This is a genomic window from Nonomuraea fuscirosea (genome assembly GCF_003001935.1).
Lineage (GTDB): Bacteria > Actinomycetota > Actinomycetes > Streptosporangiales > Streptosporangiaceae > Nonomuraea > Nonomuraea fuscirosea.
Map to the genome: position 1 here is coordinate 640,367 of NZ_PVNG01000002.1, position 16,204 is coordinate 656,570.

The window sequence follows — 16,204 nt, forward strand, 5'->3', positions numbered from 1 at the left end:
ATTGTCAACACTTTCGCTCGCAATCCACGCGCCTCTCCCGTTTCCGGTGGCTAGCCTGAGCTGAATCTGGACAATATTGTCAACAACAAGGAGTGCCGGTTAAGGAAGGACGTCCATGCAGGACCCTCAGGTCGCGCTGCTCGGTTACGGTGAGGTCGGCCGCATCCTGGCCGGCGGACTCGCCGGACGTGTCCCGCTGCGCGTGTACGACCCGGCCTGCCCGCCCGGCGGACCGGCGTCCGGTGAACTGGTCGCGTCCAATGCCGCCGCCGTACGCGGGGCCGACGTCGTCATCGCGGTCACCACCGGCGCCGACAGCCTCACCGCGGGCGCCGAGTCGCTGCCCCACCTCAAGCCCGGCGCCCTGTACGCCGACCTGTCCACCGGCGCGCCCGGCGACAAGCGGCGCCTGGCCGAGGTGCTGGAGCCGGGCGGCGCGGCCGTCGTGGACGGGGCGATCATGGCGCCGATCCCGCTGCGCGGCCTGGCGACGCCGGTCCTGGCCAGCGGGGAGCAGGCGGAGCGGTTCGCCGCGTTCGCCGGCGCGCACGGCATGGCGGTGACGCCGATCGGCGGCGCGCCCGGCGACGCCGCGGCCCGCAAACTGCTGCGCAGCGTGCTGGTGAAAGGGCTCAGCGCCCTGCTCATCGAGTCCCGGCGGGCGGCTGAGGCGGCCGGGCTGGGGGAGTGGTTCTGGGAGCATCTGCTGGAGACCGTGCAGAACGCCGACGAGGCCTTCGTGGTCCGGCTGCTCCAGGGAGCGGGACAGCACGGCGTGCGGCGGGTGCACGAGATGGAGGCGGCCACCCGGATGCTGACGGCGCTCGGCGTGCCCTCCACCATGACCGAGGCCACCACCGCCACCCTCGATCACGCCACCCGCACCGGCGTCCCACCCACCCCGGACCAAGCCCCGTGACGAGCCGCGTCAGGTGGGGCCGGCTTCGAGGGCCTTGGTGACGCTGCGCAGGTGCTGCTGCATGGCGGTCTGCGCGGCCTCGGGGTCGCGGGCCACGATCGCGGCCACGATCAGCTCGTGCTGCGGCAGCGACACCGCCGCCCGCCCCGGCTGCCTGGCCAGCCGGAACTTGTGCCGCACCACCTGCGCCCCCAGCCGTTCGATGATCGCCGCCGAGGTGCGGTGCCCGGCGATGGCGCGGATCTCGGCGTGCAGGGCGGCGTTCAGCTCCGAGTACCGGTCGACGTCGTTGACCGCCACGGCCTCCCGCATGTCGCCCACGATCTCGCGCAGCCGCGTGGCCTGCTCGGGCGTGACCCGCTCGGCGGCCTTGGCCGCGGACAGGCCCTCCAGCACCATCCGCACCTCGGTGATCTCGACGGCCTCCTCCCGCGAGATCGCCCGGACGCGGGCGCCCTTGTTGCGCAGGATCTCGACGAGCCCTTCGCCCGCGAGCTCCTTGAACGTCTCGCGCACCGCCGCCCGCGCGGCGCCGAACTGCTCGCACACGTCGGCCTCGACCAGCCGCTGGTTGGGCACGAAGTCCCCGTCGAGTATGGCCGACCTGACCCGGTCGGTCAGCGTCTCCTCCTGCGGGGACCCTGCGGTCACGACTTCTCCTGGTGCCGTACGGACGTATCTGGTTCGACAATATTATGAACAATCCGTGCGTGGTCGTGCGGCCGGAGGGCCCCCACCGCGCGGGCCTGGCGCTTTGATCGTTTGGCCCCGATCTGTCGGTGCCCTCTAGTAAGTTCCCGGATCATTCGATCAGCCGGTCGCGGAGAGCACGGGCATGTCCGCGCGTGCCCGCGAGCCGGCAGGGGCGGGAGGTTCTGAGGCCGTGGACGCGGACAATGCCGCGTGGGAAGAGCGCAGCGTGCTCCGGGTGGTGCCACCCGTCGAGCCGCGCAAGCTCGCGAAAGTGCCCTTCGTCGAGCTGGCCGACGGCCGGCTGCAGGGCGTCGTGTCGAGCGGATCCGACATCGAGCGGGTCTACGTCTCGTCGATCAGCGCCGGTGATCACGCGCTGAGCTGCAGCACCAACAACAACCGGCCGTGCGGCGCGCTGCACGGTTACGCGTGCAAGCACATCAACCTGCTGGCCGACGAGGCGGTCGTGCAGTACGGGCTCGATCGGGTGGCCCGCTACCTGCGGGTCGAGGTCCCTGAGGGGGAACGCCTGATGGCGCACATCAACGGCCACGTCGAGCGCACCCCGGCGGCCGTCGTGTTCAGCCGGTTCCTGCGCCACCTGGCCTACCTGGAGGTGCCCGACAGCACCGGCCCGCTGACCGAGCTGCACTGGTTCCCGGCGACGGGGGCGGTGCGCTGATGCTCGACGTACAGCTGAGCGAGCTGATCGCGGACGGCCCCGCGGGAGTCGGCGCGGCGCTCGACGTGGTGGCGGGGTTCGACGCCGCGCTCACCCACGGGTTCGCCCGGATCGGCGAGGAGCCGGCGGCGGCGCTGGCCGCCCTGGCGGGCGCGCTGGGGGGCACCCCGCTGGCCGGGCGGGTGAGCGAGGCCGTGGAGAAGGTGAGCGCGGGCTCCGTCGCGGACGAGCACCTGGCCGCGCTGGCCGGCGGCCGGGCGGCGCTGTTCGGCGCGGTCCACGACGCCCTGCTGGCCCGCCTGGACACGGCGCTGGGCCGCACCCGCGCCACCTGGGAGCCGGTCGCCGGCGAGAGCGAGACCCGGGCCAATCTGCTCGCCGGCTGCCGCATCTGGCTGCGCGAGCTGGCCATCGTGGGCTGGCGCGGCGTCGATCACGACCTGGTCGCCTCCGCCGACCAGACCATCGAGGCGCTGCTGGCCGTGCCGGAGCTGCGCGGCCTGGCGGTGCTGCTCGACGGCCTCGCGACGGAGCTGCGGGCCTCCAGCCCGATCGCCACGATGGACCGGCTGCCCGCCCGCCGGTGGGCCGACCTGTGGACGCGCGCCACGCTGCTGTCGCAGCAGGGCCCGTGGCCCGGCGGCGGCGAGCGGGTGTCGGGCCGGCTGCTGATCCTGGGCGCCGACGTGCACGAGCACGCCACCGTCGTCCGCGTGCAGGTGCACGCGGTGCTGGAGCCGTCGGGAGGCGCGCCCACCATGCTCGTCCGGACGAGCGTGGCCGCCGCCAAGGTGGACACGATCGTCGGCCCGACCGTGTGGCGGCTGCTCGGCGGCCACCCCGCGCTGCTGGCCGCGCTGGCCGAGCACCGCAGCCTGGAGATCACCGACATGCCGCTGCTGCCCGGCGGCGACCTCGTGTGGCACGACGACCGCGCCCGTCCGGGCGAGGAAGCCGACCCGTTCGCCACCGCCCGGCTCCAGCTCGGCGCGGCCACGGCGGCGGCGGTGACGCCGCTCGACCGCCATCCGGTGCGCATCGCCGAGCCCGTCTTCGTCGAGGGCTACAAGTCCGACGGCCGGACGCTGACCCTCGGCGGGGGCAAGATCGCGTTCGACCTCGACCGGCTGCCGTCCTGCGGCCCGCTCACCCCCGCGCTGCTCAAGGCCTCCACCGCCTGCGTCGGCCTGCTGCGCTGGGACGGCGGGCAGTGGTCGCTCCAGCCGCTCGCGGTGCAGTCGGTGGTCAAGAAGGAGCCGGTCGCGGCGCACAACGGCGACTGGGCCAAGGGCCCGACCGACCCGAAGGCGGCCAAGGCCGAGGCCAGGAACGGTGACGTGGTCGCCGTGCTGCGCGAACGAGCGGGACGGCTGCTGCGGAAATGACCGAGACCCCCGTCACGGCGCCCGAGGCGCAGAGCGCCGACCAGACCAAGCGCCAGGTGCTCTACTGGCGGCTGCTGTCCCGGCTGTTCAGCCCCGACGAGCAGCCCTCGCTGGAGAACGCCAGCGTCGGCATCGTCGGCGAGCTGGGCCTGCCGCCCGCGCTGCTCGACCCAGGGGTGTCGGTGGACAACCTGGTGCAGCGCTTCCCCGAGCTGGCCGCACAGTTCGAGGGCCTGATGACCGAGCAGGAGCACGAGGAGGGCGACGAGGTCCGCCGCGCGGCCCTCGTCTCCAAACTGCTGCTCAACGTGTTCGCGACCGGCTCCGGCAACGTCAGCGCGAGCCAGTTGCAGAGCTGGAAGCAGGACGCCGGCTGGTTCGAGCGCGGCATGGGCTGCGAGCCCGGCGGGCTGCGCCACCGCGTGGGCGACGAAGAGCTGGCCAAGGTCCTCGCCGGCCTGGAGGGCGACCTGGTCAAGCGCATGCGCCTGCGCGAGGTGCTCGCCGATCCGGCCCTGGCCAAGCAGCTGACGCCGAGCATGTCGCTGATCGAGCAGCTCCTGCACGACAAGTCCAACCTGTCGGGCGTCGCGCTGGCCAACGCCAAGGCGCTGATCCGCAGGTTCGTGGACGAGGTCGCCGAGGTGCTGCGCACCCAGGTGGAGAAGGCCAGCGCGGGCGTCATCGACCGGTCGGTGCCGCCGAAGCGGGTCTACCGCAACCTCGACATCGAACGGACGATCTGGAAGAACCTCACCAACTGGAGCCCCGACGACCGGCGGCTCTACGTGGACCGGCTCTTCTACAAGCAGACCGCCCGCCGCACCACCCCGGCCCGCGTGATCGTGGTCGTCGACCAGTCGGGCTCGATGGTGGACGCCATGGTCAACTGCACCATCCTGGCCTCGATCTTCGCCGGGCTGCCGAAGGTGGACGTGCACCTGGTCGCCTACGACACCAGGGCACTCGACCTGACCCCGTGGGTGAGCGACCCGTTCGAGGTGCTGCTGCGCACCACCCTCGGCGGCGGCACCGACGGCACGGTCGCGATGGCGCTGGCCAGGCCGAAGATCGCCGATCCGCGCAACACCGCGATGGTGTGGATCTCCGACTTCTACGACAACCGATCACTGATCACCGACTTCGAGGCGATCCACCGTTCGGGGGTCAAGTTCATCCCCGTCGGCTCGGTCAACAGCTCGGGCAGCCAGAGCGTCGACCCGTGGTACCGCCAGAAACTCAAGGCCATGGGCACGCCCGTGCTCTCCGGCCATGTCCGCAAGCTCGTGTTCGAGCTCAAGAACTTCCTCGCCTAGGAGACCGCGAATGAGTGACGATATGCTGCGTGCCCCCGCAGAGGTGAAGTACGCCGAGGAGCTCGACTACCTGGAGTCGATCGACGACGGCCCCAAGCCGTTCTCGTGGCGGCTCAGCCCCCGCATGATCCGGATGTTCGTGCTCGGCTCCGAGCGCGCCGACGGGATCGACAGGGAGATCCCGCAGAAGTGGTTCGGTGACCGCAGCTTCGTCGAGCGCAGCATCGTGACCCTGGCCTCCGACCGGGGCCTGCTGCTGATCGGCGACCCGGGCACCGGCAAGAGCTGGCTGGCCGAGCTGCTGTCCGCGGCCATCTGCCGCAACTCCACGCTCGTCGTCCAGGGCACCGCAGGCACCACCGAGGACCACATCAAATACTCGTGGAACGTCTCCATGGTCATCGCCAAGGGGCAGTCCCGCGAGTCGATGATCCCCTCGCCGATCATGACGGCGATGGAGGGCGGCGTGATCGGCCGCTTCGAGGAGCTGACCCGCTCCACCAGCGACGTGCAGGACGCGCTCATCTCGATCCTGTCGGAGAAGTACGTCTCCATCCCCGAGCTCGACGACGACAACATCGTCTTCGCCCAGCCCGGCTTCTCCATCATCGCCACCGCCAACAGCCGCGACCGGGGCGTCAACGACCTGTCCTCCGCGCTCAAGCGCCGCTTCAACTTCGTCCGCATCCCGGTCGTGACGAACAAGAAGAGCGAGGCGGAGATCGTCCGCTTCCGTACGGAGGAGCTGCTGCGCCGGCACCGGATCGAGCTGGACCTGCCGCCCACACTGCTGGACATCCTGCTGCAGAGCTTCGCCGACCTGCGTTCGGCGGCGTCCTCGGCCACCAGCGACGACGACAAGCTGGAGTCGGCGCTGTCCACGGCCGAGCAGATCGGCGTGCTGGAGGACGCCATCCTGCACAGCCACTTCTTCGGCGATCGGGTGCTGCGCGCGCAGACGCTGGCCGGGTCGCTGGTCGGCTCGCTGGCCCGGCGCAGCCCCGAGGACCTGGCGATCCTCAACAAGTACTGGCACGGGGTGGTCGAGCCGCGCAGCAAGAAGGACGGCGGCGAGTGGCCGGAGTTCCTCGAGGGCGGCCGCGAGGCCATCGCCACGCTCTCATGATCGACCAGCCGAGCCCCTTCGGCTCGCTCCGCGAGCAGCTGCTCGGCGCGGCCGAGCAGTTCGCCGAGGGTCCCGTGGCCGTGTCCGGCATCCTGTCGGGCCTGGTGGACGACGTGGACCGGGCGCTGCGCGAGGAGCTGGAGATCTTCCCGGTCTGCCACCACTCGCCGGCCTCGGCGCTGGCGATGGTGCGCAGGCTCAGGGAGAAGCAGCCGAAGGTCATCTACCTGGAGCTCTGCGAGGACCTGCAGCCGCTGCTGACCGAGCTGCGCAACTGCCGGCTGCCGGTGGCGCTGCAGGCGTTCGCGACGGACATCGACGGCTTCCCGAAGTCGTGGGCGCCGCTCAGCGTGGTGGCGCCCATCACGGAGGCGTCCGCCGAATACCAGGCCATCTCGTACGCGCTGGAGACCCCGGGCGTCGAGCTGGTGCTGGTGGACCGCTCGACCGACCACGTCTTCCAGTGGGCTCCGGGAGAGGAGCCGCAGACCGCCGCCAAGGAGGAGGAGGCGGGCCTGCACGGCGACGCGGTGGGCGTCGAGATCGGCGACCTGCGTCCCCGCTTCGCCGAGCTGGAGGAGCACCTGCTGCACCACGGCAAGGTGCGCCACTGGTCGGAGTGGTGGGACCAGTACGTCGAGCAGCCGCTGTCCGGAGCCGACTACGAGACCTACCGCCAGGTCATGGTGCTGATCGGCAGCCTGTTCCGCCGGCTCGGCCCCGGCGGCGGCCGGCTGGCCGTGGACGAGGACCGCGAGCGCTACATGTGGACCAGGATGCGCGAGCACCTGTCCGCCTCGGGCGCCGACGCCGCCGACTGCCTGTACGTGTGCGGCGCCTTCCACGCCGCCAGTCACGTCGAGCAGTTCGGCGTCAGGTCCGAGGCGCCGTTCGAGATCAGCCCGCGCACCGGCACCAAGTGGCTGTACGGCCTCATCCCGTCCAGCCACTCGGCCATCGAGGCGCAGTTCGGGCTGGCCCCCGGCTCGGTCTCGATCGCGGCGGCGACCTGGTCCAAGGCGCTCACCCGCGGCAAGCTGACCCCGTTCCAGCTCCAAGGCCAGAAGGGCGCGCGCAAGCGCCCGGCCAAGCTGCCGGCGCCCGTCCCGCAGGGTGACGTGGCCGACAAGCTGACCGGGTTCCTGTCCAGCCCGCCGGCCCTCGACGCGCTAGACGAGGCCGAGCTGCTCGGCTGGTCGGTGGACATCGTCCGGCTGGCCCGGCGCAACGGCTACCTGGCCAGCACCGCCGACGCGATCGCGGTCTACGAGACCTCGATCCTGCTGGCGGGCATGCGCAACCGGGCCAGGCCGACCCCGTACGACTTCCAGGACGCCGCCGTCACCTGCATCGAGAAGGACTCGGTGCCCGGGCGGCGCGACGTGCGGCGGTTGTGCGAGATCCTGCTCGGCGGCGACCGCGTCGGCGAGGTCGGCTACGACGCGCTGCCGCCGCTGGCCAGGAACGTCTACGACCGGCTCGCGCCGCTCGGGCTCGACCTGGAGAAGCGCACGATCCAGCGGGCGCTGCTCAACCTGCAGGCGGAGCCCGACCTGGTGCCCTGCTCCGACCTGCTGTGGATGCTGCGCCACCTGCTGCCGTCCGACGCGGTCCGGCCCATCATGGGCGAGCGCAAGCTGGGCGAACGCTCGATCCAGGAGAGCTGGGACCTGTCGTTCGGCAAGCACCAGCGCTCGATCATCGAGCTCGGCTACGAGGGCGTCACCATCGAGCAGGTGCTGGAGCAGCGGCTGCGGCGCAAGGTGTGGGACCAGAAGGCCACCGCGGCCGTCGCGCTGGCGGCGGTCGAGGACGCGATCCTGTTCCTCGGCAGCCGGCGCTTCGCCGACGAGCTCGGCGCGCGGGCGGTGGAGCTGCTCGCGGCCGAACGCACCGTGGACGACGCGCCGGAGGTGCTGCGCCGGATCCGGCGGCTGATGGCCTACTACCGGTCGGCCGAGCCGGAGCTGCCCGCCTGGTGCGAGGCGTTCGCGACCAGCGGATACGCCCACTACTGCACGCTGCTGCCGACGGCCTTCGTGGACGACGACACCGGGGTGCGGCAGGTGTCGGCCATGCTCGGGTTCCTGTTCTCGATGGAGAGCCTCGCGCTGGCGCTCGGCTGCGACCGGGCTCAGCTGGAGCTGGCGGTGCAGCAGTCGCATCCGGAGGCGCCGGCCAAGGTGGCGCTGCTGTGGGCGGCCCGGCACCAGCTCGGGCTGCTGCCGCTGGCCGAGCTGCGCTCGCGCGCGGACGAGCTGCTGGCCAACCCGCTGGTCATCCCGTCGTTCCCGCAGTACATCATCGGGTTCGTGCAGGCCATGGAGCCGGTGCCGCAGTTGTCGGGGTTCGTGGTGGAGGTGATCTCCAAGGCGTTCGGCCGGCTGCCCGACGGCGTGCTGCTGCCCTGGCTGCCCAAGCTGATCACCACGCTGCGCGAGGGGGCGGCGGAGCTGGTGCCGGTGCTCGTCCGCGAGGCCGGGCGCACGTTCCCCGGCTCGCTGACCGCCGCCGACACCTGGACGCCGCCCTGGGAGTCCCGTCCCCAGCCGGCCTCGGCCGCCGGCGCCGCTCCGATGGCGTCGGGGCCGGTGGCCGAGTTGCTGCTGGCGCATCCGGCCGCGTGTGACGCGGTGGCCGGGGTGCTCGGGTGCGCGGGCGAGTGGGCCGCGCCCGGCGCCGGGCCGGCCGACGGGCATCCCGAGGTGAGCGCGCTGCTGGACGGGCATCCGGAGGCGGCGCTGGCGCTGGCGGGCCTGCTGTCCTGACCCGCCGCGCCGCTGACCGCTGGGCGCGGCCCCGTTCAGAACGGGACCGCGCCCGGCATCGGCGGTGTCAGCCGAACACGCGGGCCAGCTTGGGGATGCGGCGCAGGACGAGCCAGTCCACCAGCAGCACCACGATCATCGTCACCCCGGCCAGCGGGAACAGCAGTCCCAGCACCGCCATGATGGCCATCACCCCGTAGGCCGTGCGCCGGTCCGTGGCGCGGGCGGGGGCGCCGGCGCGGCCACGCGGGCGGCGCTTCCACCACATCCACGTCCCCGTGACCACGAGCGTGATGATCGTCAGGCAGGCGCTCAGCATCACGAGCAGGTTCACCACGCCGTACCTGCGGCCCTCGTGCAGCGCGACGCCCTGCTCGACGGCCTTGGCCAGCACGCCGTACTCGTCCCAGCCGTACGAGGTCAGCACCTTCCCGCTGTACTGGTCGACGTGCAGGGTCTGCGCGTCCGCCGGGTCGCGGCGGGGGTCGGTCACGATCGTGTAGACGCCCTCGGGCCCGTCCGGCAGCAGCACCTTGACGTCGCATTCGGCCGGCGGGCACCTCCGGATCGCCGGCCGGGCGGCGGCCAGGGCGTTCTCGACGGGCAGCGCTCCCGGCTGCAGCACGCCGTGCGCCGCGCCGTGCCCGGCGTGCGCGTCGCCGGACGTGTCGCCGGGCGTGTTGCCAGACGTGTCGCCAGACGTGTTGTCTGGCGTGTTGTCTGATGGGGGCACGGGCAGCCGCTCGGCCGCCCACGGCACCTTGGCGTCGGGGTTGGCCGACAGGTCGCCGGACAGGGGGGTGGAGGTGTTGGGGTAGTCGTCGGCGCTCGGGTACGTCGAGCCGGTGCCCGCCTCGATGCGCTGCAGCCCGTCACCCCACACGCCCGACCACGGCAGGCCGGAGAGCACGAGGAACACGACCACCGCGCCCCCGCCGATCCCGGCCGTGACGTGCAGCCGGCGCAGTTTCGCCCGCCCGTTCCGCACCTTCCTGACCGGCGCCCCCTTGACCCGCTTGCGCCGGCCGCCCCACCACAGGTACGTGCCGGTCGCGGCCAGGATCAGCGCCCAGCAGGCGGCGATCTCCACGACCCGGTCGCCGGCCGTCCCTGACATCAGCTCGCCGTGGATCGTGCGCACGACGCGCATGAACGTGGCCGCGTCGTCGATCTCCCCGACCACCTGCGCCGTGCCGGGATTGACGTAGACCGAGATGCCCTGGGCGAAGGGGCCGGTGTCGGTGCCCTGAAGGATGACGCGGGTGGTGCGGTCGGGGGACGTGGGCGGGATGACGGACATGACGGGCGTGCCCGGACGTACCTGCTGGGCGGCGGTGATCTGCTCCGACAGGGGGCGCGCCGTGGCGGCGGGTTCGGCCAGCGTGCGGACGTCCTGGTAACGCCACTCCTCGAAGGGCTCCTTGAACAGGTAGATCGAGCCGGTGATCGCCAGCACGAGCAGGACGGGGGCGACGAAGAGGCCGGCGTAGAAGTGCCAGCGCCAGACGACCCGGTAGCGCTGGGAGGCGGACGGCGTCGGCGGAGGTGAGGGGACGGGTGCGGTGGCTTCCGTGCGTGTTTCGACCGAGGTCATGAAGGGCTCCGTTCCGTCCGGCGCGCATGGCTGAACGAGAGCGCGCCGAGATCGGGCAAGGGGGGACCGCGTGGAGGGGACGTATGCGCCGGAACCGGGCGACAAGGGGTCGCGCGGAGCCGGCGTGCGCGCCGGAACCGGCGACTGGCTGTCGCGCGGGGCCGGCGTACGTGCCGAATCCAGGCAGGGAACCGTGCGGCGGGTATACAGGCTCGTGCCTGCGCCGCCGGCGGAGGTACCCGGCGAGAAGGTGCGGCCGGGCACCGACAAGAGGTCGGGTCAGTCCGGTCCCGGGCAGGGCGGTCCCCTGCGGCACAGAGCCCAGGCCAGCACCTGGGAGTCGCGGATCTTCGCGCGGTCCGCCGCGATCGGGCGGGCGACACGGGCGTACGCCGGGGGTGCGGCGGAGCGGGCGATCAGCAGCGCCCACAGCAGCTCGCGCACCGAGCAGCCGAGCAACAACAGCAGGGCGGCCAGCGCCGTCTCACCGCGATCGAGCCACCATGCCGACACCGCCGCGACCAGGGCGTGGGCCAGCAGCATGCCCGCCCAGGCGAACAGGCCGTCCTCGTGGTGGCCGGCGAGCAGGTGCGAGCCGTGCTCGCCGCCGCCGGGGGACAGTGCGGAGAAAAGGGAGGATTCGCCCGACGTGAACAGCTGGTGCATCCCGTACTGGGCGGCGAAGGAGGCGGTGAGCAGCATGCCGGGGGAGCGTCTGCGGCGGGCCAGCACGTACGCGCCCGCCGCCGTCACCGCCGTGGCCGCCAGCACGGTCCCGAGACCGGCGATCGGCCCGCCGGCCAGCACGTGCATGCCCAGCGCCGCGAGCACGCAGACGGCCGCGAACACCGCCGCCCGCAGCCCGCGCAAGCCGGGCCGGCCGGCCTGCGCGGTGTCCCTGCTGCCGGTGCCGCGTCCTTTCTGGTCGGGGCTCATGCGCGTTCACCGCTCACACCGACAGATACGGCGGGTTCGCGGGCGCGGTTCACCCAACGCGACGGACCTTCGGATCAGCGCCCGCCCTTGGCCGGGGCCAAGGGAGCGAAGTCACGCCTTCGCGGGAACGAAGGCGCAGGTGAGACCGGTTACGGTCACTGGGCGCCGTACACCAGTTTGGGCGGCCTGCCGCCGTAAAGCTGACTGACGGTGACGAAGCGGTAGCCGCGCTTGGACAGGGTCCGCAGAATCCGCGGCATCGCCCGCACCGTCGACGGGTGGATGTCGTGGAACAGGATGACGCTGCCGGGCCGCACCGACTTGAGCGCCTTACGGGCCACCTTGGCGCTGTCGCGCAGGCGCCAGTCCAGGGTGTCCAGGCTCCACATCACGATGGGGCGTCTGGTCTGATGGCGGACGGCCGCGTTGAACGCCCCGTACGGCGGCCGGACGAGCTTCGGCCGGACCCCGATGACCGCCTTGATCGCCTGGTCGGTACGGGCGAGCTGCGACCGCACCCGGACGGCGGACAGCTTCGTCAGGTCCGGGTGCGACCAGGTGTGGCTGCCGATCTCGTGCCCCGCCGCGTACGTCCTGCGCACGATGCCCGGGCTCGCGGCGACGTTCTGGCCGACGACGAAGAACGTGGCCCGCGCCCGGTGGTCCGCCAGGTGACGCAGCAGCGCGTCCGTGTAGCGGCCCGGCCCGTCGTCGAACGTGAGCGCCACGCACTTGACCCGGCGGCAGTCGACGGGCCTGGCCTGCTCGGCGGTGACGCCGTCGATCGCGGCCGGCACCGGCGCGATCGAGGCCGCCCCCGCCACCTCCACCGCCCCCGTCGCCCTCGCCCACGCAGCCCGCACGGCCACCGATAACGCGCCCGGCGACACCCCGCCCTCGGCCTGCCGTGTCTCGGGCTGGGCGGAGTCCGGTGTCATACCCCCCACGCCCAGCCCTGCCACCGCGCTGACCTGCGCTGCTCCCGACGTGGCCCTTCCCGGGTCCGGGGTGATGGTCAGGTAGCCGCAGGCAGCCGTCACCAGAGCGGCTGCGGTGAGTAGTCGCGTCGTCCCCCGCCGCGCCCCGGCCCCTGCGGGCGGGCGCGGCTTCGTGCCGATGTTCATTTCTGCCCCCTCGCGCACCGCCCCCGGTGCGCCCCCTGAGCGACGACCCCGGCGAGCGCCAGGATCGTTCCAAGGTGTTGGACTGCCGCCGTTCGCACCTGGTTCGCGGAAAGCCGCTTTCCGGATGAAGCGGTCGGTGAGGGGACGCCATGCCGACCGGCTCACCGAGCCTGCCTGCCGTACCGCCCCATCGTCGTGGTCGGCGGGAACACGGGTGCGGCGGCACCGTCGGCGGGGTTCATCCCGGTGAAGACCAGCCGGGTCCCGGCTCGACCACGGTGTGGATCAACCCCGCCGCCTGGGCCGCGTCCGCCTGCTCCGCCGCCCTTCGGACTCCTGCCGGACCCCTCAGACGACTGAACTGAACCCGGTCAGGTGTGGCCGACCTCGCGCAGCCCCGCCAGGGCCGCCTCGGCGAAGGCCGTGACGACCTCGCCGCCCTGCACCGGCGGCCACACCACCGAGGTGGACCAGGTCAGCCGGGGCTCGTCGATGGGCCGCCAGACCAGGCCGGCCGGCAGCTCGTCGTAGGGCTCCTCGTTGAGGTGCGCGCCGAGGCCCGACAGGACCAGGCCGTGCACGAAGTGGGGGTTGCGCGCGTGCCGGATGGCGCTGGGCAGGAAGCCGTTGTCGCGGCACGCCTCCAGCATGTGGTCGTAGAGGTGCGGCGCCATGTCGCGGGGGAAGATCACCAGGGGTGAGCCGGCGAGCGTGCGCAGGCGTACCTCGTCCTGCTGGGCCGCGTGGTGGTCGCCGGGCAGGACCACGCCCAGCCTGCGGTGCACCACCTGGCTCGACTCCAGCCCGACGGTGTCGCAGGGGTGGCGGACCAGGCCCGCGTCCAGCTCCTCCGCGCGCAGCTTGGCGAGCTGGCCGGCGGTGGTCAGCTCGTGCAGCTCCAGCAGCACGTCGGGAACGCGCCCGGTGAACCCGGCGACCAGGGTCCGCAGCGCCATCGGCGTCGTGTCGGGCGGCACGCCGGCGCGCAGCACGCCCGAGGCGCCGGGACGGATGCGGCGCATGGCCTCGCGGGCGGCGTCGGCCCGGTCGAGCACGCCCCGGGCGTGCTCCAGCAACAGCGCGCCGGCCTCGGTCAGCGTGACGCGGTGCGGGTTGCGGTCGAAGAGGCGCACGCCGAGGTGACGTTCGAGGTCGCGGATGCGCTGGGACAGCGGCGGCTGCGCCATGTGCAGCCGCTCCGCCGCCCGGCCGAAGTGCAACTCCTCGGCCACGGCGACGAAGTAACGCAGGTGGCGTAGCTCCATCGGCCTCACCATATCGCTCTGGTATGGCCAAGGGTCCGCATTGATGTTGGCCACGCTGCCCGCACACCTGGTTGTATCCCCGGCAAGCCTGTTGACCTGCGAAGGGATGCTCGTGACCGTACTGCTGGACCGTGACGGACCCGTCACGGTGATCTCCTTGAACCGGCCGGAGAAGCTGAACGCGTGGACCGCCGGCATGCGCGAGCGGCTCATCGAGCTGCTGCGCGAGAGCGGCGCGGCCCCCGAGGTGGGGGCGGTCGTCCTGACGGGCGCCGGGCGCGCCTTCTGCGCGGGACAAGACCTCGGTGAGACGGCCGCGATCGACCCGGACGACCACGCGGCCTCCGACGCCTGGATCGACGGCTTCGACCGCCTCTACCGGGCGGTGCTCGACCTGGACAAGCCGGTCGTGGCCGCGGTGAACGGCGTGGCGGCCGGGTCGGGGTTCCAGTTCGCGCTGCTGGCCGACCTGCGCATCGGGCACGCGGGGGTGCGGATGGGACAGCCGGAGGTGTTGTCCGGCATCCCCAGCATCACCGGCATCTGGGCCATGTGGAACATCCTCGGCCGGGCGAAGACCACCGAGTTCGCGCTGACCGGGCGGCTGGTGCACGGGGCGGAGGCGGAGCGGCTCGGCCTGCTGACCAGGCTCGTGGGCGAGGGCGAGGTGCTGGCGGCCGCGATCGCCCAGGCCAAGGAGCTGGCCGGGCTGCCCGCCGGTGCGGTGGCGCTGACCAAGGGGCGGCTCAGGGAGCTGGAACGCGAGGCGCTGGCCGACTCCGTGGCGGCGGCCAAGAAGGTGCACGCCGCCGCGTACGCCTCCGGCGAACCCCAGCGCGAGATGACCCGCTTCCTCAAGGGCCGCGGCAAATGAGCGATCAGGAGGAGTGGAGCGTTCCCGCGCGCTACAACATGGCCGTCGACGTCGCCGACCGCCACCCCCGCGACCGCCTGGCGCTGATCTTCGAGGACCACGCGGGCGCCCACGAGGAGATCACCTGGGGCGAGATACAGGACCGCTCCCGCCAGATCGCCGCCCGCCTGCACCAGCTCGGCGTACGCCAGGGCGACCGGGTGGCGGTCATGCTGCCGCAGCGCACGGACACGCCCGCGACCTACCTGGGCGTGCTGCGCACCGGAGCCGTGCTCGTCACCATGTCCCTGCTGTGGGCCGACGACCAGATCTCCTACCGGCTGGCGGACTCGGGCGCGTCGGTGCTGGTCACCGAGACGGACGCGGTACGCAGGGCGGCCGGCTACGGCGGGACCGTGCTGGACGTGGACGACCCGGCCACGGCGCTGCTGCCGCCGGAGTTCGCCGACGCCGACACCGCCGCTGACGACCCGGCGCTGATCTTCTACACCTCGGGCACGACCGGCCCGGCCAAGGGCATCGTGCACGCGCACCGCACGCTGCTGGGCCACAACGAGTTCCGGCACTGCCACGACCTGCGTCCCGGCGACGTCTTCTACGGGGCGGGGGAGTGGGCGTGGTCGATGGCCAAGCTCATGGGCCCGCTCCGGGCCGGGGCCACCCACCTCGTCTACCGCCCCGCCGCCGGGTTCGACCCGGAGGGCCTGCTGGCCGCCATGGCACGGAACGGGGTGACGACCGGGCTGGTCAACCCCACGTTCCTGCGCAAGATGCGGGAGAAGGTGCCGGACGCGGGCGCCCGCCATCCGCAGCGCTTCCGGGTGATCTGCTGCGCCAACGAGCCGCTCGGCGCCGACCTGATCCGGTGGTTCCGCGACCAGTTCGGGGTCACGCTGCTCGACTACTACGGCTCGACGGAGTCGTACCCGCTGATCGGGAACCTGCCCGGCACGCCGGTCAAGGAGGGCTCCATGGGGCGCCCGCTGCCCGGCTGGGACGTCGCGCTGCTCGACGAGGACGAGCGGCCGGTCCCGCAGGGGGAGGTCGGCGAGATCTGCCTGCGGGCGCGGAGCAACCCGCAGTTCCCGCTCGGCTACTGGAACCGGCCCGAGGCCGCCGCGGAGACCTTCGGCGGCGAGTGGTTCCACACCAAGGACCACGCGCGCGTGGACGAGGACGGCTACTACTGGTTCCTCGGCCGCGTGGACGACGTGATCAAGACATCCGGCTACCGCGTCGGCCCCGACGAGATCGAGGAGGCGCTGCGCGCCCATCCCGCCGTCGCCGACGTGGGCGTGGCCGGGGTGCCCGATCCCGTACGCGGCCAGGCGGTCAAGGCGTGGGTGCTGCCCGCGCCCGGCCACCGGCCGGACGAGGCGCTGGCACGGGAGATCCGCGAGTTCGCGAAGACCACGCATTCGCGCTTCGCCTACCCGCGGGAGATCGAGTTCGTCGACGAACTGCCCCGATCGGCGACCGGGAAGATCCAGCGCGCGAAGCTCCGCGCGCGGTGAAGGAGTGA

13 protein-coding genes are annotated in these 16,204 nt (G+C 72.6%); 8 read left to right on the forward strand and 5 right to left on the reverse strand.

Going from position 1 to position 16,204, the window contains the following annotated elements; translation table 11 throughout:
• The first annotated feature begins 115 nt into the window (after window positions 1-115).
• Window positions 116-919 (forward strand): NAD(P)-dependent oxidoreductase, encoded by an 804-nt coding sequence (locus B0I32_RS06395; RefSeq protein WP_106235799.1) that lies wholly within the window; start codon window positions 116-118, stop codon window positions 917-919.
• A 9-nt stretch (window positions 920-928) separates the two neighbouring features.
• Here B0I32_RS06395 and B0I32_RS06400 read toward each other — a convergent pair whose 3' ends face one another.
• Window positions 929-1,570, reverse strand: coding sequence for a GntR family transcriptional regulator (locus tag B0I32_RS06400; RefSeq protein ID WP_106235800.1), 642 nt, complete (start codon window positions 1,568-1,570; stop codon window positions 929-931).
• A 232-nt stretch (window positions 1,571-1,802) separates the two neighbouring features.
• Between B0I32_RS06400 and B0I32_RS06405 the strand changes: the two genes are divergently transcribed.
• The 5 genes from B0I32_RS06405 to B0I32_RS06425 are packed head-to-tail and all read left to right on the forward strand — an operon-like array spanning window position 1,803 to window position 8,889.
• On the forward strand, window positions 1,803-2,294 hold the full coding sequence (locus tag B0I32_RS06405; protein WP_181307079.1) for a hypothetical protein: 492 nt from the start codon (window positions 1,803-1,805) through the stop codon (window positions 2,292-2,294).
• The gene (locus tag B0I32_RS06410) at window positions 2,294-3,679 is read left to right on the forward strand and encodes a hypothetical protein (protein ID WP_106235803.1); all 1,386 of its coding nucleotides are present in this window, start codon (window positions 2,294-2,296) and stop codon (window positions 3,677-3,679) included. Before B0I32_RS06405 ends, B0I32_RS06410 begins: the two co-directional genes overlap by 1 nt.
• Complete coding sequence (locus B0I32_RS06415; protein ID WP_106235805.1) at window positions 3,676-4,995, forward strand: VWA domain-containing protein; 1,320 nt, start codon at window positions 3,676-3,678, stop codon at window positions 4,993-4,995. Before B0I32_RS06410 ends, B0I32_RS06415 begins: the two co-directional genes overlap by 4 nt.
• A gap of 10 nt (window positions 4,996-5,005) precedes the next feature.
• A complete protein-coding gene (locus tag B0I32_RS06420) occupies window positions 5,006-6,121 on the forward strand; it encodes an ATP-binding protein (RefSeq protein WP_106235806.1) in 1,116 nt (371 codons plus the stop codon).
• A complete protein-coding gene (locus B0I32_RS06425; RefSeq protein WP_181307081.1) occupies window positions 6,118-8,889 on the forward strand; it encodes a DUF5682 family protein in 2,772 nt (923 codons plus the stop codon). The genes B0I32_RS06420 and B0I32_RS06425 overlap by 4 nt, the downstream gene beginning before the upstream one ends.
• Window positions 8,890-8,956: 67 nt before the next feature.
• Here the strand turns inward: B0I32_RS06425 and B0I32_RS06430 are convergent, their stop codons facing one another.
• From B0I32_RS06430 to B0I32_RS06445, 4 genes are all read right to left on the reverse strand, one after another.
• A complete protein-coding gene (locus B0I32_RS06430; RefSeq protein ID WP_106235808.1) occupies window positions 8,957-10,483 on the reverse strand; it encodes a PepSY-associated TM helix domain-containing protein in 1,527 nt (508 codons plus the stop codon).
• 279 nt (window positions 10,484-10,762) lie between these two features.
• A complete protein-coding gene (locus B0I32_RS06435) occupies window positions 10,763-11,419 on the reverse strand; it encodes a hypothetical protein (protein ID WP_106235810.1) in 657 nt (218 codons plus the stop codon).
• 155 nt (window positions 11,420-11,574) lie between these two features.
• Window positions 11,575-12,543, reverse strand: a complete 969-nt coding sequence (locus tag B0I32_RS06440) for a polysaccharide deacetylase family protein (protein WP_245955635.1) — start codon at window positions 12,541-12,543, stop codon at window positions 11,575-11,577.
• A 371-nt stretch (window positions 12,544-12,914) separates the two neighbouring features.
• A complete protein-coding gene (locus B0I32_RS06445) occupies window positions 12,915-13,808 on the reverse strand; it encodes a LysR substrate-binding domain-containing protein (protein ID WP_106235812.1) in 894 nt (297 codons plus the stop codon).
• Window positions 13,809-13,920: 112 nt separating this feature from the next.
• On the opposite strand from B0I32_RS06445, the gene B0I32_RS06450 reads away from it, so the two are divergent.
• Together B0I32_RS06450 and B0I32_RS06455 are read left to right on the forward strand one after the other, a co-directional pair.
• A complete protein-coding gene (locus B0I32_RS06450) occupies window positions 13,921-14,682 on the forward strand; it encodes an enoyl-CoA hydratase/isomerase family protein (protein ID WP_245955636.1) in 762 nt (253 codons plus the stop codon).
• Entirely contained in the window at window positions 14,679-16,196 is a 1,518-nt protein-coding gene (locus B0I32_RS06455) for an acetate--CoA ligase (protein WP_106235816.1), read from the forward strand. Before B0I32_RS06450 ends, B0I32_RS06455 begins: the two co-directional genes overlap by 4 nt.
• Window positions 16,197-16,204 lie beyond the last annotated feature (8 nt).

Coding starts and splice junctions, on each gene's coding strand:
- B0I32_RS06395 (WP_106235799.1), top strand. CDS start 116: ATGCAGGACCCTCAGGTCGCGCTGCTCGGTTACGGTGAGGTCGGCCGC.
- B0I32_RS06410 (WP_106235803.1), top strand. CDS start 2,294: ATGCTCGACGTACAGCTGAGCGAGCTGATCGCGGACGGCCCCGCGGGA.
- B0I32_RS06415 (WP_106235805.1), top strand. CDS start 3,676: ATGACCGAGACCCCCGTCACGGCGCCCGAGGCGCAGAGCGCCGACCAG.
- B0I32_RS06420 (WP_106235806.1), top strand. CDS start 5,006: ATGAGTGACGATATGCTGCGTGCCCCCGCAGAGGTGAAGTACGCCGAG.
- B0I32_RS06425 (WP_181307081.1), top strand. CDS start 6,118: ATGATCGACCAGCCGAGCCCCTTCGGCTCGCTCCGCGAGCAGCTGCTC.
- B0I32_RS06430 (WP_106235808.1), bottom strand. CDS start 10,483: ATGACCTCGGTCGAAACACGCACGGAAGCCACCGCACCCGTCCCCTCA.
- B0I32_RS06435 (WP_106235810.1), bottom strand. CDS start 11,419: ATGAGCCCCGACCAGAAAGGACGCGGCACCGGCAGCAGGGACACCGCG.
- B0I32_RS06440 (WP_245955635.1), bottom strand. CDS start 12,543: ATGAACATCGGCACGAAGCCGCGCCCGCCCGCAGGGGCCGGGGCGCGG.
- B0I32_RS06445 (WP_106235812.1), bottom strand. CDS start 13,808: ATGGAGCTACGCCACCTGCGTTACTTCGTCGCCGTGGCCGAGGAGTTG.
- B0I32_RS06455 (WP_106235816.1), top strand. CDS start 14,679: ATGAGCGATCAGGAGGAGTGGAGCGTTCCCGCGCGCTACAACATGGCC.